General features: G+C 70.6%; 17 protein-coding genes and 3 pseudogenes. 13 read left to right on the forward strand and 7 right to left on the reverse strand.

The window, feature by feature from the left end; genetic code table 11:
- The first annotated feature begins 9 nt into the window (after positions 1-9).
- The 4 genes from NLX83_RS41140 to NLX83_RS23995 are packed head-to-tail and all read left to right on the forward strand — an operon-like array spanning position 10 to position 6962.
- Positions 10-1995, forward strand: coding sequence for a sensor histidine kinase (locus NLX83_RS41140; protein ID WP_256564255.1), 1986 nt, complete (start codon positions 10-12; stop codon positions 1993-1995).
- On the forward strand, positions 1992-3929 hold the full coding sequence (locus NLX83_RS23985) for a sensor histidine kinase (protein ID WP_254237377.1): 1938 nt from the start codon (positions 1992-1994) through the stop codon (positions 3927-3929). Before NLX83_RS41140 ends, NLX83_RS23985 begins: the two co-directional genes overlap by 4 nt.
- A complete protein-coding gene (locus tag NLX83_RS41945) occupies positions 3926-5932 on the forward strand; it encodes an ATP-binding protein (RefSeq protein WP_254237378.1) in 2007 nt (668 codons plus the stop codon). The genes NLX83_RS23985 and NLX83_RS41945 overlap by 4 nt, the downstream gene beginning before the upstream one ends.
- A 4-nt stretch (positions 5933-5936) precedes the next feature.
- Positions 5937-6962: an alpha/beta fold hydrolase gene (locus NLX83_RS23995; RefSeq protein ID WP_254237379.1), complete on the forward strand. Its 1026-nt coding sequence runs from the start codon at positions 5937-5939 to the stop codon at positions 6960-6962.
- Here the strand turns inward: NLX83_RS23995 and NLX83_RS24000 are convergent.
- Positions 6888-7724 (reverse strand): annotated as a pseudogene (locus NLX83_RS24000) (EamA family transporter); the annotation flags it as partial. The gene NLX83_RS23995 and the pseudogene NLX83_RS24000 sit on opposite strands and share 75 nt — an antisense overlap.
- 39 nt (positions 7725-7763) lie before the next feature.
- Between NLX83_RS24000 and NLX83_RS24005 the strand changes: the two are divergent.
- From NLX83_RS24005 to NLX83_RS24025, 5 genes are all read left to right on the forward strand, one after another.
- Positions 7764-8294 carry a CGNR zinc finger domain-containing protein gene (locus NLX83_RS24005; protein ID WP_254237380.1) on the forward strand — a complete coding sequence of 177 codons (531 nt, stop codon included), beginning with the start codon at positions 7764-7766 and terminating at the stop codon, positions 8292-8294.
- Positions 8295-8299: 5 nt separating this feature from the next.
- A complete protein-coding gene (locus NLX83_RS24010; protein ID WP_254237381.1) occupies positions 8300-9331 on the forward strand; it encodes a beta-eliminating lyase-related protein in 1032 nt (343 codons plus the stop codon).
- Positions 9332-9341: 10 nt separating this feature from the next.
- Entirely contained in the window at positions 9342-10322 is a 981-nt protein-coding gene (locus NLX83_RS24015) for an aldo/keto reductase (RefSeq protein ID WP_254237382.1), read from the forward strand.
- A 226-nt stretch (positions 10323-10548) separates the two neighbouring features.
- Complete coding sequence (locus tag NLX83_RS24020; protein WP_254237383.1) at positions 10549-11259, forward strand: DddA-like double-stranded DNA deaminase toxin; 711 nt, start codon at positions 10549-10551, stop codon at positions 11257-11259.
- On the forward strand, positions 11256-11669 hold the full coding sequence (locus NLX83_RS24025; RefSeq protein WP_254237384.1) for an Imm1 family immunity protein: 414 nt from the start codon (positions 11256-11258) through the stop codon (positions 11667-11669). Before NLX83_RS24020 ends, NLX83_RS24025 begins: the two co-directional genes overlap by 4 nt.
- Positions 11670-11735: 66 nt before the next feature.
- Here the strand turns inward: NLX83_RS24025 and NLX83_RS24030 are convergent, their stop codons facing one another.
- Both NLX83_RS24030 and NLX83_RS42290 read right to left on the reverse strand, forming a co-directional pair.
- On the reverse strand, positions 11736-12740 hold the full coding sequence (locus NLX83_RS24030; protein WP_254237385.1) for a TerC family protein: 1005 nt from the start codon (positions 12738-12740) through the stop codon (positions 11736-11738).
- Positions 12741-12811: 71 nt separating this feature from the next.
- On the reverse strand, positions 12812-12892 hold the full coding sequence (locus NLX83_RS42290) for an Imm1 family immunity protein (RefSeq protein WP_374118803.1): 81 nt from the start codon (positions 12890-12892) through the stop codon (positions 12812-12814).
- Positions 12893-13178: 286 nt separating this feature from the next.
- On the opposite strand from NLX83_RS42290, the gene NLX83_RS24040 reads away from it, so the two are divergent.
- From NLX83_RS24040 to NLX83_RS24050, 3 genes and pseudogenes are all read left to right on the forward strand, one after another.
- On the forward strand, positions 13179-14192 hold the full coding sequence (locus NLX83_RS24040) for a LacI family DNA-binding transcriptional regulator (protein ID WP_254237387.1): 1014 nt from the start codon (positions 13179-13181) through the stop codon (positions 14190-14192).
- A gap of 81 nt (positions 14193-14273) precedes the next feature.
- Positions 14274-14495: pseudogene (locus NLX83_RS24045) on the forward strand (class II aldolase/adducin family protein); the annotation flags it as partial.
- Positions 14489-14830, forward strand: a pseudogene (locus NLX83_RS24050) (L-arabinose isomerase); the annotation flags it as partial. The pseudogenes NLX83_RS24045 and NLX83_RS24050, both read left to right, overlap by 7 nt.
- 541 nt (positions 14831-15371) lie before the next feature.
- Here the strand turns inward: NLX83_RS24050 and NLX83_RS24055 are convergent.
- Complete coding sequence (locus NLX83_RS24055; RefSeq protein ID WP_254237388.1) at positions 15372-15842, reverse strand: hypothetical protein; 471 nt, start codon at positions 15840-15842, stop codon at positions 15372-15374.
- A 55-nt stretch (positions 15843-15897) separates the two neighbouring features.
- A complete protein-coding gene (locus tag NLX83_RS24060) occupies positions 15898-17079 on the reverse strand; it encodes an MFS transporter (RefSeq protein ID WP_254237389.1) in 1182 nt (393 codons plus the stop codon).
- Positions 17080-17168: 89 nt separating this feature from the next.
- Between NLX83_RS24060 and NLX83_RS24065 the strand changes: the two genes are divergently transcribed.
- On the forward strand, positions 17169-17723 hold the full coding sequence (locus tag NLX83_RS24065; protein WP_254237390.1) for a TetR/AcrR family transcriptional regulator: 555 nt from the start codon (positions 17169-17171) through the stop codon (positions 17721-17723).
- On the opposite strand, the gene NLX83_RS24070 is transcribed toward NLX83_RS24065, so the two are convergent.
- A complete protein-coding gene (locus tag NLX83_RS24070) occupies positions 17700-18599 on the reverse strand; it encodes an RCC1 domain-containing protein (RefSeq protein WP_254237474.1) in 900 nt (299 codons plus the stop codon). The genes NLX83_RS24065 and NLX83_RS24070 overlap by 24 nt on opposite strands.
- Positions 18600-18996: 397 nt before the next feature.
- The gene (locus NLX83_RS24075; RefSeq protein ID WP_254237391.1) at positions 18997-19512 is read right to left on the reverse strand and encodes a peroxiredoxin-like family protein; all 516 of its coding nucleotides are present in this window, start codon (positions 19510-19512) and stop codon (positions 18997-18999) included.
- Between the last annotated feature and the right edge of the window lie 46 nt (positions 19513-19558).

Genomic DNA, 19558 nt, shown 5'->3' on the forward strand with positions numbered 1-19558 from the left:
GGTCATGGCATGCAGGGGGAGCGGTTTCCCGGCCGCGCGACGGCCCTCGCCACCGCGATCGCCTTCGGGTGCTTCGTCGTGCTCGTCGTGGCGTGGGCGCTGCACCTCGCGGCCCCGGTCAACCAGGCCAGGTCGGGCTGGTTCTGGGCGCAGACGGCCGAGCACTCCCTGCGCGGGCTGGCGTTCGCGACGGCGGGAGCCCTGGTCATCACGCGCGCGCCGAAGCACCGGGTGGCCTGGCTGTTCCTCGTGGCCGGGGCGGCCACGTCGCTGTACCCGCTGATCAGCGCGACCTCCCCGTACGAGCTGCCGCCTTCGGCACGGGTGGCGGTCTTCGTCTCCGGGCTCGGGCTCTCCGCCCTCAACCTCGTGGTGTTCCCGCTGCTGGCGCTGTACTCCCCGGACGGGCAGCTGCCGAGCCGCCGGTGGCGGTCGATGCCGGTCATCCTGTCCGCCCTCGCGCTGGTCATCCTGATCACACTGCTGAGCGCGGTCCCGCCGACCGATCCCCTGCTCGCCTCGGCCGTGCACGAGCCCGGTCAGCGGGGCGCCGGGATGCTCATCGTCGGGGCGGCGGTCGCGATGCAGCAGGTGCTGTGGGTGATGTGCCTGTACGCACTGCACACCAGGGCGCGGCGGATGCCGGGACTGTTCCGCCGCCAGGTCCGCGTCGACCTGGTGATCTACGTACTGATCTTCGTGGCGACCGGGCTGGAGCTCTGGTTCGCGCGGGGGTCGTTCCTGTCGTTCGGGCCGACCCTGCCCGACGAGCTGTTCCTGGTGATGCGGGCGTTGATCGTCCTGGTCGGCCTGCCGATGCTGGCGTTCGTGCTCACCCGCACCAAGGTCTACCAGTTGGATCGGGCGGCTCGGGCGACGGTCCTCGTGGTGATGGTCGTCGGCGGACTGGTGCTGTCGTACGCGGTCGCCACGGCGTTGCTGTCGAGGGTGCTCCCCGGCGCCGCGTCGACGGGGGCCCTGGTGGTGGCGTTGGCGACGGGGCTGGCCGGGTTCGGGTTGCGTGACGCGGTGCGGTTCGTGCGGCGCCGGGTGGACCGGGCGTTCTACGGGGATCGGGCGGAGCCTTACCGAGTGCTGCGCGCGTTGCCGCGTCGGCTCAGCGAAGGCTTGCCGCCCAACGAGATCCCGTTCGCGGTGTGCCAGACGGTGGTGAGCGTGCTGCGGCTGCCCGCCGCGGCGATCGAGGTGGACGGCAGGCGGTTGGCGAGCGTGGGAGTCTCGGGCGCGGAGCCCGCGATGTTCGCGCTGGGGGAGTCCGGGGCGCTGCTGGTGTGGCCGCGCTCCGGTCAGGAGTCCCTGGACGAGATGGACATCGCGGTGCTGGAGCCGGTGGTGGACCAGACCGCGGCGGTGATCACGACGGTGCTGGTCGGCGAGCGGTTGGAGCGCGGTGTCGAACAGGAGCGGCTGCGGTTGCGGCGGGACCTGCACGACGGGCTCGGTCCGTCGCTGGCGGGGGTGACGCTCCAGCTGGGTGCGGTGCGGACGATGTTGCCGCCGCGTTCGGAGGCGTCGGTGCTGCTGGGGTCCGTGATGGTCCACATGAGACAGGTCGTGGACGATTTCCGCCGGGTGACGAGGAACCAGCGGCCGTTGTTGCTGGAGGAGCACGGGCTGCGCGGCGCGCTGACCGAGTTGTGCCGTCGTCTGTCCACTGTGGACGCTCCGGTGGTGGTGGAGCTGCCGGAGGTGGTGCCGGTGGAGCACGAGGAGGTGGTGTTCCACGTGGCGGCGGAGTCGTTGGCGAACGCGGTGCGGCACGCGGGGGCTCGCTCGATCGGGCTGCGCGTGACGGTGACCGGCGGGTGGGTGACGGTGGAGGTGCGTGATGACGGGACCGGAATCGCCGATCCGGTCGAGCTCGGGGTGGGCCTGGTGTCCATGCGCGAGCGCGCCCAGGCGGTGGGCGGTAGCTGCGTGATCGACAGCGGTCCGGGCGGCACGACCGTCCGTGCCCGCCTCCCTCGGTCATGAGTGCGTCGAAGCGGTCGATGGTCGCCGCGACGATCGCGCTCGGGTGCGTGGTCGTGACCGTGCTGGCGTGGACGTTGCTTCTCACGGCGCCGGGTGCTCCCGCCAGGGGCCCGTGGTACTGGGCGCAGATGGCCGAGCATTCGTTGCAGGGACTGGCTTTCTCGGCTTCGGGGCTGCTGACCGTGCTGCGCTGGCCGAAGATGACGCTGGCCTGGCTCTTCGTCGCGGCGGGCAGCACGGCGTCGCTGTACCCGCTGCTGCGGGCGAGCACGCTCTACGAGCTGTCGGCGCCGTTCGACGTCGCCGTCCTCGTGCTCTGGGAGCTGGTCGACGTGCTCAGCTACGTCGTCCTCCCGCTGCTGCCGCTGTACTCGCCGGATGGAGTGCTGCCGAGCAAGCGGTGGCGGCCGATGCTGGTCGCGCTGCCCGTGGTCACCCTGGCGGTGATGACGCCCGTGTGGCTGGGCTTCCCGCCGACCGGCGGAATCGGCACAGGCATGCGGATCGGTGCCGCGGTGCACCAGGCGCTGTGGACGCTCTGCCTGGTCGCGCTGTACGGGAAGCTGCGCAGGGCAACGGGTTTCGACCGCAGGCAGACCGCGGTCATCCTGGTCATCCTCGTGTTGATGTACCTGACGTTCTGGCTCGGGTACCTGTTCGTGCCGACGTCGGTCCTCTGGGTCGGCGTCACGGTGCCCACCGGGGTTCTGGTGATCACCCAGCTGCTGGCGACCGTGATCCTGGTGCCCGCGCTGGGTTTCGCGCTCACCCGGACGCGGCTCCACCAGCTGGACCGGGCGGCCCGCGTGACCCTGATCGTGGTGACCGTGGTCGGTGGCCTGGTGCTGTGCTACGTCGGGCTGGCGGCGCTGCTGTCGATCGTGTGGCCCGCCGCCGCGTCGACGGGGGCGATGGTCGTCGCCGCCACCACCGGGCTGGCCGGGTTCGGGCTGCGCGACGCGGTCCGCTTCGTGCGCCTGCGGGTGGACCGGGCCTTCTACGGGGATCGGGCGGAGCCGTACCGGGTGCTGCGCGCGTTGCCCCGCAGGCTGAACCAGGGCTTGTCGCCCAACGAGATCCCGTTCGCGGTGTGCCAGACGGTGGTGAGCGTGCTGCGGCTGCCCGCCGCGGCGATCGAGGTGGACGGCAGGCGGCTGGCGAGCGCCGGTGCCGCGGAGGGTGAACCGACCGCGTTCGAACTCGGGAAGACCGGGCGGTTGCTCGTGTGGCCGCGCTCCGGCCAGCGGGAGTTGGACGAGCTGGACATCGCCGCCCTGGAACCGGTTGTCGAGCAGACCGCGACCGCGATCAGCACGTTGCTGGTGGGGGAGCGCCTGGAGCGGAGCATCGAGGAGGAGCGGTTGCGGCTCCGGCGGGATCTGCACGACGGGCTCGGGCCGTCGCTGGCGGGCGTGACGCTCCAGCTGGGAGCCGTGCGGACGATGCTGCCGCCGCGCTCCGAGGCCGATTCGCTGCTGGCTTCCACGATGGTCCACATGAGACAGATCGTGGACGATTTCCGCCGGGTGACAAGGAATCAGAGGCCGTTGTTGCTGGAGGAGCGCGGGCTGCGCGGCGCGCTGACCGAACTGTGCCGCCGCCTGTCCACGCCCGGGACCCCGGTGCTGGCGGAGCTGCCCGACGTGCTGCCCGAGGCCCACGAGGAGGTCGTGTTCCACGTCGCGGCGGAGGCGCTGGCGAACGCCGTCCGGCACGCCGGGGCGGAATCGATCACCCTCCGTGTCGCGGTGGTGCCGGGGTGGGTCATAGTTGAGGTGTGCGACGACGGAGCCGGTATCGCGGAGTCGGTGAAGCTCGGCGTCGGGCTGACGTCCATGGCTGAGCGGGCCAGGGCGGCGGGTGGCGACTACGAGATCGACTCGGGTTCGGCGGGCACGACCGTGCGGGCCAGGTTCCCCTTGGAGCAGCGGTGAGTCCGGCCCTGCGGCCGTTCGGCCGCCCCGTGGTGCTCGCGGTCTCGCTCAGCTTCGCGTGCCTGGTGGTGACCGTGGCCGCGTGGGTGCTCTTCGCCACCGCGCCGCCGGGGCCCGCGAGGCCGCTGTGGTACTGGTTGATGACCGGCGAGAAATCCCTGGTGGGAATGGGTTTCGCAGTCATCGGCATGCTCATCGTCGCGCACATCCCGCGGCTGCCGCTGGCGTGGCTGTTCATCGTGATCGGCGGCTGCGACGTGCTCTACCCGTTCCTGGGCGCCCTGCTGCGCCACGGGTTGCCGGAGGGGATGCGGACCGGCGCCTTCCTGATGTGGTTGGTCGTCAACGTCGCGGGCGTGGTGCTGTTCCCGCTGCTGACGCTGTTCACCCCGGACGGCGTGCTGCCCAGGCAGCGGTGGCGGTGGATCTACCCGGTGCTCGGCCTCATCGGTGCCGCCCAGCTCACCGCGCTGCTGCTGACGGTGCCGGTGCCCGGTGGGCGGCTGCTCCTGCCGGGCGCCCCCGAGGTCGGCGTCGTCGTGCTGCGCGCGGCGATCGTGGCCTTCCAGGTGGTGTGGGCGTGGTGCCTGGTCGCCACCTACCGTGATCTCCGCAAGCGGCCGAAGGGGTTGCGCCGCAGGCAGATCACCGTGATGTTGACGATCTTCGCGCTCGGCTTCGCCGCGTTCTTCCTGGAGATGTGGTTCACCGACCAGTCCTTCGCGCGGGCCGTGGTCACCGTGCCGGACGAGCTGCTGAACGTGCTGCGGCTGGCGATCGCGCTGGTCGGTGTGCCCGTGCTCGGGTTCGCGCTGACCCGGACCCACCTGCACCAGATCGACCGCGCGGCCCGCGTCACGGTCATCGCGGTGACCGTGACCGGTGGGCTGGTGCTGTCCTACACGCTGGCCACGGCCGTTCTGTCGAGTGTGCTGCCGGGTGCCGCGTCCACCGGCGCGCTGGTGATCGCCCTCGCCACGGGCTTGGCGGGCTTCGGCCTCCGTGACGCGGTCGGCGCTGTCCGCAGGCGGGTCGACCGCGCGTTCTACGGCGACCGCGCGGAGCCGTACCGGGTGCTGCGCGCGTTGCCCAGCAAGCTCAACGAGGGGTTGCCGTCGAGCGAGATCCCGTTGGCGGTGTGCCAGACCGTGGTCAGCGTGCTCCGCCTGCCCGCGGCCGCGATCGAGGTGGACGGGCGGCGGTTGGCGAGCATCGGAGCTTCCGCCGGTCAGCCCGTGGAGCTGGCCCTGGTGCACCAGCGGCGGCGCCTCGGTGCCCTGCTGGTGTGGCCGCGTTCCGGGCAGATGTCGTTGGACGACCTGGACATCGCCGCCCTGGAGCCCCTGGTGGAGCAGACCGCGACGGTGATCAGCACGATGCTCATCGGGGAGCGCCTGGAGCGCAACATCGAGGAGGAACGGCTCCGGCTCCGCCGTGACCTGCACGACGGCCTCGGCCCCGCCCTCGCGGGTGTGACCCTGCAACTGAGCGCGGTCCGCACCATGCTCGCTCCGCGCTCCGAAGAGGCCGCGCTGCTGGAGAACACGTCTGTCCACATGAGACAGATCCTCGATGATTTCCGCCGGGTGACCCGGAATCAGCGGCCACTGCTGTTGGAGGAGTACGGCCTGCGCGGCGCGCTCGTCGAGCTGTGCCGCCGCCTGTCCACCACCGCGACCCCCGTCACCGCGCGGATTCCGCCGGAGCTGCCCCCGCTCCAGGAGGACGCCGTTTTCCACGTCGCCGCCGAGTCGCTGACCAACGCGGCCCGCCACGCCGCCGCCACCGCGATCGGCCTCACTGTGACCGTGGAGCCGGATCGGGTCGTCGTCGAGGTCCGCGACAACGGCTCGGGCATCGCGGAGCCTTCCGGCTTCGGCATCGGCATGGCGTCCATGCGCCAGCGCGTCGCCGCGACCGGGGGAGAGTGGGAGCTCGACACGTCTCCGTCCGGCACCGTGGTCCGGGCCTGCTTCCCCGTGGCGAGCGTGGCGATCGGTTGAGCCGGTGAGGATCGGTGGGTTCCGCTCCCGGAAGGGGCGGTCGGACTTCGAGGTCAGCTATCGGGCCGGGATGCGCCTGCTCCCGGAACCCGTTGCGGTGCATGACGTTCCGACCGCGTTCGGCCGGGTGCGGGTGTACCGGTTCGGTCAGGTCGACGGCGCGCCGATCCTGCTCCTGCCGGGGCGCGCCGGGACGACGGTCATGTGGCGGCCCAACATCGCCGCCCTCGCCGAGCGGCACCCGGTGTACGCGGTGGAACCGCTCGGCGAACCGGGCCAGAGCACGCAGCCCGCGCCCATCACCGGCGGCGACGACCAGGCGGAGTGGCTGTCGACGGTGCTGGAGGCGCTGGACCTGCGCGGCGTGCACCTCGTCGGCGTGTCCTTCGGCGGCTGGCTGGCGTGCAACCAGGCGCTGCGCAGACCGGAGCGGATCGCCTCGGTGAGCCTGATCGACTCGGTGTGCACCTTCGCCCGTTTCTCCGCGCGGCTGGTCCTCGGCGTCGCCTTCGCCGGGCTGCGCGGCTGGCGCGCGTTCCTGAGCTGGGTCTCCGGCGGGGTCGCGATGCCGGAGGGCGACCCGGTCGGCGACGTGATCATCAAGGGGATGCGGTCGTTCCGGCTGGGCACGCCGCTGCCCACGTACTTCACCGACGAGCAGCTGCGGAGCATCCGCGTGCCGGTGCTCGCGATCGTCGCCGGGCGCAGCGTCATGCACGATCCCCGCGTGGCGTACGCGCGCGCCGGGGCGCTGGTCCCGGACGTGGAGGCGGAGCTGTGGCCGGCCGCGAGCCACGGCCTCTCCGCCGAGTCACCGGCGGAGGTCAACGGCCGCATCCTGCGGTTCGTCGCCGCCACCAGCGCGCGACTCGGTCAGTCCGGCCTCGCCGAGCCGGACGACGACAACGCCCGCAAGGATCAACGCGCCACCGAGCAACTGGGAACCGCGCGGGATCTCGCCCAGAAGCAGCCAGGCGAAGATGAGCGCCAGCAGCACTTCGGTGAGCGCGGCGAACGACGCGAGGCGTGAGCCGAGCAATCGCGTTGCGGCGATGCCGGAGACGTAGGCCAGCGCGGCGGTGACCATGCCGAGCGCGAGCACGGGCAGCCACCACGCGACGGTGAACCCGGCGAAGACCACGGGCTCGGTCGACGTCGTGAACGGCAGGATTCCGATCATGCCCGCCACCAGCAGTGCGATGCCGCCCAGCAACAGGCCGCCCGCGGCGAGGACCGTGCCGGGCACAGCGTCCTCCTCGCGCGCGGAGAGCACGAAGTAGGCCGCGGCCCCCACCATCGCGCCGAGCGCCCACAGGATGCCGATCACGTTGACCTCGGCTCCGGAAGCCACGTCCAGCACGAGCAGCAGCCCGGCCACCCCGAGCACCGCGCCGAGCACGGTCAGCCGGGTCGGGCGCTGACCCCGGCTCAGCCACAGCCAGCCGACCACGGCGACCGGCGCGGTGTACTCGATCAGCAGCGCCACGCCGACCTCCATGTGCGCCACCGCGTTGAAGTAGGCCAGCTGGCAGCCCGCGACCGCCACCAATCCGTATGCGATGACCATGGAAGCGTTGCGGCGTAACAGTTTCCACCGACCGCGCAGCTGGGCGAGGGCGATCGGCGTCAACGCGACCGCCGCCAGCAGCACCCGCACCGACACGGCGGCGGCCGACGACCACCCCGCGTCCATCAGCCCGCGGGCCAGCGGGCCGGACAGGCCGAACGACGCCGCGGACAGCAGGGCGAAGCCCCAACCGGCCCGCTGTCGGTCATGAGTGAAAGTCGTCATGGCTCATGACGGTATGGACAGTCCGGGTAATGTGTCAATGTGCGTTTCACTGATGACACCGCATCGTCACTGGTCGCGGCGGTCGCGCTGGTGAACTCCGCCGAGGAGCCGGACACGCTGACCAGCCTCGACCAGCTCGACGCGTTCTTCGCCGAGCACGGCTACAGCGGCTCGCGTTCCCGTGACGCCGACGAGCTGGCCGCGGTCCGCGCACTGCGGGCGCCCCTGCGCGCCCTCCTCGTCAGCGACCGCGACACCGCCGCGGAGATCGTCAATCGGATGCTGGCCGAGCACCACGCGCTGCCCCAGCTCGTCCGGCACGACGGCCTCGACTACCACCTGCACGCCGTGGACGCGGAACGGCCGTTCGCCGAGCGGATCGCCGTGGAGACCGCCATGGCCATGGTGGACCTGATCCGCGCGGACGAGATGAGCAGATTGTCGTTGTGCGACAGCGATGTCTGCGAAGGACTCGTACTGGACCTCTCCCGCAACCGCTCCCGTCGCTACTGCAGCACGACGTGCGGCAACCGGCTCGCGGTCGCGGCTTACCGAGCGCGTAGGTCGTGATCTGAATGGGGATTCACGAGCGACTGCGGCTGTCCAAGGTGATCAACGCCAAGGGGACGTACACGCCGCTGGGGGTGTCGCGGAGTTCGGCCGCCGTCATCGCGGCCGTCGCCGAGGCGCTGCCGGAATTCGTTGTGATGGAAGAACTCGCCGACCGCGCCAGCGAGGTCATCGCGGACGCGACCGGTGCTCAGGCGGGGGCGGTCGTGCACTGCACGGCGGCGGCGATCACCGTCGCGGTGGCTGCCGCGATGGCCGGAACCGACCCTGAGCGGATCGCGGCGCTGCCCGACACCACGGGGATGAAGAACCGCGCCGTGGTGCTCGAAGGGCAGGAGGTGAACTACGGACAGTCGAATCTGCAAGCGATCCGACTCGCCGGTGCCCGTGTTTCCCTTGTGGGGCAACTCGCGTTCTCCGATGATGTCGCCTGCCTGGTGCTCGTGTCCTCCCGGCTGGCGCAACAGGTCGACCTCGCCGCAGCTGTTCGCGCCGCGCACGACCACGGTGTGCCGGTGATCATCGACGGAGCCGCGCAGTTCCCGAGGGTGGGCGAGCTGCTGGCGACCGGCGCGGACGCGGTGCTGGTCAGCGGCCAGAAGTACCTGGCGTCACCGACAGCGGGGCTGGTGCTCGGATCACGGGAGTTCGTGCGCGCGGTTCGGGCTCAGGACAAGGGAATCGGCCGCGGGATGAAGCCGACGAAGGAAGCCATCGCCGGGGTCATCGCCGCCATCGGGGAGTGGCGCCCTGACACGTGGCTGGCCGGCGAGGCGGCCAAGGTCGCCGACTTCGTGCGGGAGGCCGCGAAGATCCCCGGAGTCGAAGCGCGCGAGTGGCCCGACCCCGCCGGGCTGCCGGTGACCCGTGCGGTGCTGACCGTCGACGACGCCGTTGGGCTGGCCGCGGAACTGGAAGCGGGTGACCCGCCGATCTTCGTGATGGTTCACGGTGATGAACTGGCGCTGGAGCTGGTGTCGTTGGGGGAGAGTGAGGTACGCGTCATCCTGGATCGACTGCGCGCCATCGGGTGTTAACGTTAACACTGTGGAGAGACGAGAGCTGGGCCGCAGCGGCAGGCAGGTCGGGGTCATCGGGCTGGGCGCGTGGCAGCTGGGCGCCGACTGGGGCGAGGTGGACGAGGACCAGGCCCTGTCGGTGCTCTCCGCGGCGGCCGACGCGGGCGTGACGTTCATCGACACCGCCGACGTCTACGGCGACGGGCGCAGCGAGCGCCTGGTCGGCCGGTTCCTCAAGGGGCGGCGGGGCATCACCGTCGCGACCAAGATGGGCCGCCGGATCACGCCGCAGGACCCGGCGATCTACACGCTGCACAACTTCCGCGCGTGGACCGACCGCTCGCGCGCGAACCTCGGCGTGGACACCCTGGACCTCGTGCAGCTGCACTGCCCGCCGACGCCGGTGTACTCCACGGACGCCGTCTTCGACGGGCTGGACACCCTGGTGGAGGAGGGCCGGATCGCGGCGTACGGCGTGAGCGTGGAGACCCGCGCCGAGGCGCTGACCGCGATCGCCCGGCCCGGGGTGGCCAGCGTCCAGATCATCCTCAACACGCTGCGGCTCGGCCCGCTCGCCGAGGTCCTGCCCGCCGCCCGCGCCGCCGGAGTCGGCATCATCGCGCGGGTGCCGCTGGCCAGCGGCCTGCTGTCCGGCCGGTACGACGCGAACACCACCTTCGCCGACAACGACCACCGCACCTACAACCGCAACGGCGAGGCGTTCGACGTCGGCGAGACCTTCTCCGGCGTGGACTTCGGCACCGGGCTCGAAGCGGTGCGGCGCCTGGCTCCGCTCGTGCCGCCCGGGGCGACCATGGCGCAGTTCGCGCTCCGCTGGATCATCGACCAGCCCGGCGTCAGCGTGGTGATCCCCGGCGCGCGCAACCCCTCGCAGGCTCGGGCGAACGCCGCGGCGGCCGACCTCGCCCCGCTGACCGCCTCGCACCTGGAGACCGTGCGTTCGGTCTACGACGAGCTGATCGCTCCGCATATCGCCGACCGCTGGTGAGCGTCGGCCCCAATGCCGCATTTGGTGCGTTCTAACGTGCTGAATGCGTCATTGAGGGCATGATCAAGGGGAGGAGCCTCGCTAAACGCCGCCGTGAGCCCGGCAAGCTCGGTCGTCATTCCCTGGGCCCGCTAGATCAGCTCATCCCGAACGAGACGCTGCATCAATCGAGTGGAGCTTGTCCGAACCGGTCCGCTGCTGCGTAGACGGCGGCAGGGTCGAGGTCGTGTCCATCCGCAGCGAGGTCGTCGCAGCCGCGCGCAGAGCCGTGGGCGACCTGCCCGTCGCGCTGATCGATTCCGCGGAGAACGCGCTCAAAGAGACCGCGCAGTTGTGGGAGCACACCACCGAGGGCAGCCCCGACTCCGCCCGCGACGAGGTGAACCTGCTGCTGGAGGACGCCCTCGATGGACTGCACGCGGTACGCAGCATGCTGGGGCAGCTGCCCGACCGGGTTGAGTCCTGGATCGCCGGACTCGGCGGTCGAATCAACCCGGCCGTCGTGCCGCCGACATCAGTTCCGACTCCGGCGGCGCTGCCGCCCGGAGTCGCTGCGGCCTTCGAGGATCTGTCGCCGCTGGTGCGGCGCCAGCGAGGGCAGACGCAGATGCCCACTCGCGGTCGCATTCTTGACGCCGAAGGGACGATCATCGGCGCGCTGCGCTCTGGCACCGACGAGACCACCTCGACCGCCGACCGGCTTATCGCCGACGCCGGATTCCGCCGTCTCAACATCGCCGTCCATGTCGAACTCAAGACGCTGGTGTGGATGCGCGCCAACCGACGGCAGCACACCACGATCGTGATTGACAACGAGCCGTGCCCCGGCCCCTACGGCTGTGACAAGGTCATGCCGAAGCTGTTGCGCCCCGGCGAGTCGCTGACCATCTACGGCCCAGAGGGCTATCGCAAGACCTTCAGGAGGATGACGCAGTGACCGTGCTGCACGCCTGGTACGACGTCCGCAAGCACGACGCGGAAGTGCTCGACGGGGTCGAGGCCACCGACGAGTTCCTGACCCGCCTGGCCGTCGCCGACGACCCGGTGATGGTCGCGCTGTTCCGCGCCGACGACCTGGAGAACCTGCCGCAGCCCATCGAACTGCTCGTCGGCATCGGCGGCGGCCCCGATGTCGGCATCGCGCAGTGCAGTGACGACGATGGCATCTGGGTCAGCAGCGCCCCGGAAGACTCAGGGTGGGACGCGGTCTCCTACAGCTACATGGGCACCGGACACGACTTCCCCAACAACGCCCCCATCCCGCTACCCCAGATCCGCGCTGCGGTGCACGAGTTCGCCGCCACCGGAAACCGCCCCGAAACCATTGCGTGGCAGCAACTCCGCTAACGCCGGATACGCCAAGGGTGGGACGGGGCTTCGCGGCAGTTACCGGAAGTCGCGTACGCGAGGTAGTCAGGCCTGCTCAGGGTCGTCCTGCCGGGTTGCCCGCAGGGAGCCCGCGTGGGCCTTGGCCGAGGGATCCCGGCTGGTCTTGACCAGGCTCGCCACGGTGACGACCACCAGCACGCCGATGATCACGCCGAGGCTGACCGGGGTGGGGATCTCCGGGACACGCGGGTCGATGTCGACGTGCGCCCAGTGCAGCATCAGCTTCACGCCGATGAACGCCAGGATCAGCGCCAGGCCGGTGGAGAGGTAGACGAGCCGGTCCAGCAGACCCTTCACCAGGAAGTAGAGCGCCCGCAGGCCGAGCAGCGCGAACGCGTTGGCGGTGAACACGATGAAGGGCTGCTCGGTGACGCCGAAGACCGCGGGGATGGAGTCGAGCGCGAAGAGCAGGTCCACGCTGCCGATCGCCAGCAGCACCACGAACAGCGGCGTGACCAGCCTGCGCCCGCCCTGGCGGACGACCAGTTTCCCGCCGACGTAGCCGTCGGTGCTCGGGAACAGGCGCCGCGCGAGCTTCACCATGACGTTGTTCTCGACGTCGGGGTCCTCGTCGCGGTGCCGGAACAGCTGCACGGCGGTGAAGACGAGCAGCAGCCCGAAGATCAGGAACATGAAGGAGAACAGCGACAGCAGCGCGGCGCCGAGCACGATGAAGATCGCCCGCATGATCAGCGCGAGCACGATGCCGAACGTCAGCACCTTGTGCTGGTGCTCCTCGGGCACGGCGAACGTGGTCATGATGATCACGAAGACGAAGAGGTTGTCGACCGACAGGCTCTTCTCGACGATGTAACCGGCGAAGTACTCGGTGCCGAAGTCCCCGCCGTGGCTCAGCGCGAACCACACCCCGAAGCCCACGGCGACGAGGATGTAGAACACCGACCACGCGGTGGCCTCGGCGAAGCCCACCCGGTGCGGCCGCAGCGCGGCCACGACCAGGTCGACCGCGAGCAGGGCGACGATCAGGCCGATCGTCACGGCCCAGGTGAGAAAGCTGATCTCGAGCATGCTGTCTCCGGCTTCCCTCGGAACTCCCAGCGATCTTAATGAAGCCTGGTCAGCGTCGCGACAGCACGCGTCTACAGCTCGTCGGGCCGCCAGCGGACACCGGAAGGACGGTCTCCGCCAGTCGCGAGGAAATCCTGAACGGCCTGCCGCACGGCAGGACCACGCCTGCCGCCGTCGCGATCTTCTTCAGCACGGGGACTCCTCGGGGGAGAACGGGAAGCGGACTTGGTCGACTAGAGTGAGCGCTCACATATTGACGTCAAACCCTGCGCGCCGAGCCGTTGTCTTCGTTGACAGGTCGGCAGATGTCGATTATGTTAACGCTCACTTCATCGCCGCGTGACGCGCTCCCCGCCGTCGAGCGTGTCACGGTCCGGCGGGATCCAACCCCGTATCGCTAGCATCACGGGTCCGGGGAACGAGGATCGGAGAGCGTCAGTGGACAACAAGACTTCGCGCGATCCGGCGATGACCGATGTCGCCAAGCTCGCCGGTGTCTCCCACCAGACGGTCTCCCGCGTGCTCAACGACCACCCCAACGTCCGCGAGCAGACCAGGTTGCGCGTGCGCGCCGCGATCCAGGAACTGGGCTACCGGCCGAACCGGGCGGCGCGCGCCCTGGTCACCGGCAAATCGCAGCTCATCGGTGTAGTCGCGCAGAACTCCACGCTCTACGGCCCGGCCTCACTGCTCGCCGCCTTCGAGGAGGCGGCGGCCGGGTCCGGGTTCTCGGTGAGCGTCGGCAGAGTGAAGGTGCTCGACCGCGCCTCGATCGCCGCCGCCGTGGAGCGCCACCGGGACCAGCGGGTCGCCGGGATCGTGGCGATCGCGCCGACCGCCTCGGCCAACGACGCGCTCGCCGACGTCCCCGCCGGGGTGCCGCTGGTGACCATCGACGGCGACCCCGGGCGCCCGACCCCGCTGGTGACCGTCGACCAGGCCGCGGGTGCCTTCGCCGCCACCAAGCACCTGCTCGACGTCGGTCACCGCACCGTCTGGCACGTGTCCGGTCCGGCGGACTGGTTCGACGCCGCCGGTCGAGTCCAGGGCTGGCAACGTGCTCTGGAGGCCGCGGGCGCCGAGGTCCCCCCGGTGATGGCCGCGGACTGGAGCGCCGCCGCCGGTTACCGCGCCGGGCAGATGCTGGCCCGGATGCCCGAGGTCACCGCTGTGTTCGCGTCCAACGACCACCTCGCGCTCGGCGTGCTGCGCGCCATGAGCGAACGCGGTCGCCGTGTGCCGCAGGACGTGAGCGTCGTCGGTTTCGACGACGTGCCCGAGGCCGCGTACTTCATCCCGCCGTTGACCACAGTGCGCCCGGACTTCGACGCCGTGGCGCGCGAGGCGCTCGGCCTGCTGCTCGCCCAGGTCAGCGACGGGGAGAGCGCCGAGCCACGCCGCACCATCGCGCCCACCCTCGTGTCCCGCGAGAGCGTCGCCCCGCCCGCCTGACTCCCCTCCCAGCGCCGCCTTCTCCCGTTTCGTACTCATAGCGGCCTATGGGAGCGCTCCTTTTCCCGTTAAGAGTACGAAACGGGTCTGCACGGCGAGCTGGTCGAGGGGGAGCTGGCACCGTCCTCGGACACCGCCGCGCACACGCATTCTCCTTACGCCACAGCATGGTCCGCGCGTGGTGAGCCGATTCCCTGTGTGCTGACGATGATCGCGGACGAGTTCGGCGGGGACATCCCGGTCGGGCCGTTCGCGCTCATCGGCGACTCGATCGGCCGCGGCATCGTGGAAACCTTGCGGGCCCGCCCTCCTGCGAGATCCACCCGCTGGGCATCGGCGGTCGCGAGGACCCGGTGCGGCTGGTCTTCGACGCCGAGCCGGGCCCCGCCGTCGTGGTCGGGCTGGTCGACCTCGGCGACCGCTTTCGTCTGGTGGCCAACGAGGTCGAGGTCGTCGCGCCGGACGAGCCGCTGCCGAACCTGCCGGTGGCCAGGGCGGTGTGGCGGCCCGCGCCGTCGCTGTCGACCTCCGCGGAGTGCTGGCTCACAGCGGGCGGGCCGCACCACACCGTGCTCACACGGGCGGTCGGCGTGGAGACGCTGGAGGACTTCGCCCGGATGTCGGAGACCGAGCTGGTGGAGTCGGGCCTACTACCGCCTCGCGGCCTTGTCACGGCAATGACGGCAACACGTGAATGTGGAAGCCGTTTCGCCTTGGTAGCGCGGCAAATCCGGAAACTCGATCGGTGGCTCCCGGCGAGTCAGCTTCGCTTATGCTCCGCGCGGTGGCATTGCGCCACAAGGGAATACGTGAGGAGTTTCCGGATGTTTCGCAAGATCGTGCTGACCGGGATCATCGCGGCGAGCTGCGTGCTCGTCGGTTCACCGGCGTCGGCGGCGAGCCCGTGCTCGTTCAAGGAGGAAAGCACCGGCGTGAGCATGAAGTGCTCGCACGGCAAGTACCTCATCGGCGCAAACTGCTCGCTTCAGGGCCCGCTGACGGGACCGCCCAAGACGGTGGTCAGCAGGACGCGCAACGACGGCAAGTGGACCAAGGCAACTTGCCCGACCGGGTACTACTTCAAGGTCGGACGCGGCACCATCGCGGCTTACTGGGACCCCAAGGGCGGCACTCCCAAGCCGATCGAGGTCTGAGGCCGCACCCACCGCCGCCGCTGGGCTAGCCGGGATCTTCCTCGTCGGCCTCGCCCAGCGTCAGCCTGGCCACCACCGCGTCGGCGACCGCCTGGGCGCGCTCCTCGGACATGCCGCGCTGCAAGGCCGCTTCGCGCACCTTCTTCCGCACTTCGACGAGTTGCGCGGCGGTCAGGGGCGGGATGACCACCCGCGCGGGACCCTTGCGGAAGACCTTTCGCAGCAACGCCTTCGTCCCTTTGGCGGCACCGTTGACGGCGGTGTCCGCGACCTTCTGGGCGATCTGGTCCACCACGATCCACACCACCGGGGCGACCATGACCGCGATCTCGCCGAGGCCGAATCCCAGCGGCTGCCCGCGGTCCCCGCCCCGGCGCAGCCGCCGGACGACCGTGGCGTCGTCGAAGGCCGCCAGGCCGTTCACGACCGGTAGTTCCTCCGGCGCGACCTCGGCCACCACGTCGCGCACCACGTCCCGTACGGCTACTGACCCCATGACATCACGATGACGGCAGGCGCCGCGATTGTCGATAACAGTGCGACAACGACGATCATCCACAGTGGACGGTGGCAGGGGCCTTCCGCCGCTCCAGGACCAGGAACACCGCCGCGGCCAGCGAGATCACGATGACCGTCAGCCCGTAGACGTCGGCCGTGACCGCCAGGCCGAACGAGGTCGCGGCGGCCCCGGCGACGATCGCGGGCAGGCTGAACGCAAGGTAGTTCACCGTGTAGACGGTTGCGAAGAGCGCCGCGCGCCGTTCCGGCACCGCGAGTGCCGTCGTCGTCGCGAACGCGCCGAGGAAGGCGATCCCGAACCCGAGACCCGAGACCGCGGTGCCGAGGAAGAGCGCGCTGAGCGAGTCGATGTGCAGTCCCATCAGGGTGATCGCCAACCCGCCCGCGAGCCCGGAGGCGCCGGTGACCATCGCGGACCGGGGGTCGCGGCCCCGTGCCAGCACCGAGCCGACCGCCGCGCCGATCATCAGCGCGCACACCACTGCCCCGCTGACGAGGTGGTTGCGCAGGTGCAGGACTTCGGCGACGAGCGAGGGCCCGAGCGACAGGTAGAGCCCGGCGACACCCCACGTGGCCGCGAAGATCGGGACGGCGGCGAAGAACGTCCGCCGCCCCGTCCCGGGCACGGTCAGCCTGGGCAGCAACGACGCCAGCGCTCCTGGGCGCCGCCCCGAGGTCTCCGGCATCAGCGCGGTCAGGGCCGCCATCACCGCGGTCGCCGCGATGAGCAGCACGAAGACCAGGGTGGTCGGCGCGGGCGCGTACTCGACGAGCAGACCGGAGCCGAGCGCGCCGAGCCCGAGGCCGAGGCCGGGGACCGCGCTGGTGACCAGCGGTGCGAGCCCGGGGCGGTGCGCGGGCTGCACGTCGACCAGCCCGGCGGTGATCGCTCCGGTCGCGGCCCCGGTCGCCAGGCCCTGGAGCACGCGCGCGGCGACCAGCCAGCCGACCCCGTCCGCGGTGACGAACATGATCAGCGCGAGCAACTGGGCGGCGAGCGAGACCAGCAGCACCGGGCGGCGTCCGACGTGGTCCGACAGGGCGCCGACGGTCACCAGCGCGGCCAGCAACGCCAGCGCGTACACGCCGAACACCACGGTCAGCGTGGTGCCGGTGAAGCCCCATTGTGCTTGGTAGACAACGTAGAGCGGGGAAGGTGCGGCCGCGGCGGCCATGAACGTGAACAGCGTCGTCGCGAGGGTCCAGAACGCCACACGGGCCTCCTTAAAGCAAATGGCTTGGCTTTAGCGACGCTACGTCATGACGTCGGCTAAAGCAAAGTGCTTTGCGTTAAGCTGGTCGTATGGCCACCACCCGCCGTCCCGGCGGCCGCAGCGCCCGGGTCCAGGCCGCGGTCCACCGCGCCGTCACCGACCTGGTCTGCGAGCGCGGGGCGGACCAGGTGACGATCCCGGCGGTGGCCGAGCGGGCGGAGGTCAACCCGACCACGGTCTACCGCCGCTGGGGTTCGATCCCCGCCCTGCTCGCCGAGGTCGCGGCGGCCGAGGAGAGCGGGCCGCCCGCCCCGACCGGGGATCTGGGCGCGGACCTCGCCGCCTACGCCGAGTGGACCCTCGCCGACCTCTCCCGCCCCGGCGGCATCGCGTTCTTCCGCGCGGAGGTCGCCGCCGACGTCGACGAACGCAGAGCAGGGCTCCGGGAGTGCCTGAAACGCAGCAGCACCACCATCGAAGCCCTGCTCGACCGTGCGCGGGGGGCCGGTCACGAGGTGCCGGCGCTCACCGATGTCATCGACCGCGTGGTCGCGCCGCTGTACTTCCGGGTCGTCTTCTCCATCCCCGGAACCGACGCGGCCTACGCGCGCGGCCTGGCGTCAGCCCTTCACCGCGAGGCTTGAGGAACCACCGGCGGCGATGGTCGTGACCCCGGCCAGTCCCTCCGGCGGAGTCGCCTCGCCGTAGATGTTCGAGCCCCAGCCGCGCAGGGTCCCGTTGTTGTGCAGGGCCAGCCCGTGCGCGCACCCGGCCGCGATGGCCTTCACCCCGCTCAGCGGCGGCGGAGGCGTCTCGCCCCACTGGTTGCCGCCCCAGGCCACGACCGTCCCGTCGTTCTTGAGCGCCACGCTGAAGTAGCGCCCGGCCGCGACGGCCTTGACGTTGGACAGGCCTGCGGGCACGGAGGACTGGCCATGGCTGTTGCTGCCCCAGGCGACCACGGTGCCGTCGTTCTTGAGCGCCAGGGTGTGCTCGCCCCAGCAACCCGTGGAGATCGCCTTCACGCCGGACAGCCCAGCTGGGACGTGGAAGTCCGCGCCCCAGCCGATGACCGTGCCGTTGGCCCGCAGCGCCAGGCTGTAGGTCGGACCCGCGGTGATCGCGACGGCGTCGTAAAGCCCCGGGGGCGCCGTCGCCTGGCCGCGGCCGTTGTCGCCCCAGCCGATGACCGTGCCGTCGTTGCGCAGGGCCAGGCTGTGCGCGCCGCTGGTCGCGATCGCCTTGACGCCGTACAGCCAGGACGGCGGGGTGGCCTGGCCGACGATGTTGGTTCCCCAGCCCACGACGTGACCGTCCGCCTTCAGCGCCAGGCTGGTCCGGCTGTTCACCACGACGGAGACGACGTTGGACAGCCCGGCAGGCGGGGTCGCCACACCGCCGGTGTTCTCTCCCCAGCCGACGACCGTTCCGCCCGCGAGCTCACCGGCCGACGCCGAACCGGCCACGAGTGCGAGCGCGGCGGTGGCGATGACGGTCGAACGCAGCAGGCGCATCTTCATCTGTTTCACAGCGCCGAACCTAGTTAGCCGTGCGGTCCGGTTCTCCGTTCTGCGCCGGTCCTGCCCGCACGTCTGCCCCTAAGCGCGTCCACCAGTGCTGGGAACCCCGCTCCCCACTCACAACGGGGCACGACAACGCTCAAAAACCCCGCTATGAGTACAAAACGACACAGACGACACCACCTCGTCCACGCGCACCCCATCCTGGGCTGAGGTGGCTAGAGACCTTCCGTTTCGTACTCTTGTCGGGATTTTGGAGCGCTCTTTTTCCCGTTAAGAGTACGAAACGGGGCTCTCTAGGTTGCGTGTGCGCGAGGTTGGGTGCGGGGGCGGTTGGGATGCATGGGGCTCAGTTTACGTGATGTGTGGGGTGCTTGGATTACTTGCGGGACAGGGGTTAAGCGCGCTCGGTGGTGCGCGCGAATGCCAGCAGTTCGTCGACGGACCACTGGTCGTACGCGTGCTCACCGCGCTTGGCGGCGAGCACGCTGCCGTCCCGGTCGATCAGGAAGTCCGCGGGTAGCCCGAGCCGCCCGCCCTCCTGCTTGGCGGCGGGCGGCCGGAATCGGCCCAGTGCCGTCAAAGCGCCGCCCCGCAGGATCGCGCCCCAGGTTCGCGGGTGCAGCAGCGCGCGGCGGCTGGATTCCACGCCGTACTCCCGGTAGTAGCGCTTCTCCGGATCGGCGATGACCGCGAACGGCAGGTCGTAGTCGCGCAGCTCGTCGGCGGGGGAGTGGAAGAAGACCACCTCGCGGATGCCCGCCGCGGTGATCTCGTCGTGCCGCCGCACCACCGACTGCAGGTGGAGGTTGCAGATGGGGCAACCGGCGAAGCGGCGGAACTGCAGGTGTACCAAGCGATCCGGGTCGGGTAAGCGGACGCGTTCCCCGGAGACGGTGATCAGCTCGCGCATGGCTCCTCCTGTAGGCGTGTGGTGTACGCCTACGAACGTATGCGCG

The sequence above is a fragment of the Allokutzneria sp. A3M-2-11 16 genome, from assembly GCF_024213555.1.
Taxonomy (GTDB): Bacteria; Actinomycetota; Actinomycetes; order Mycobacteriales; family Pseudonocardiaceae; genus Allokutzneria.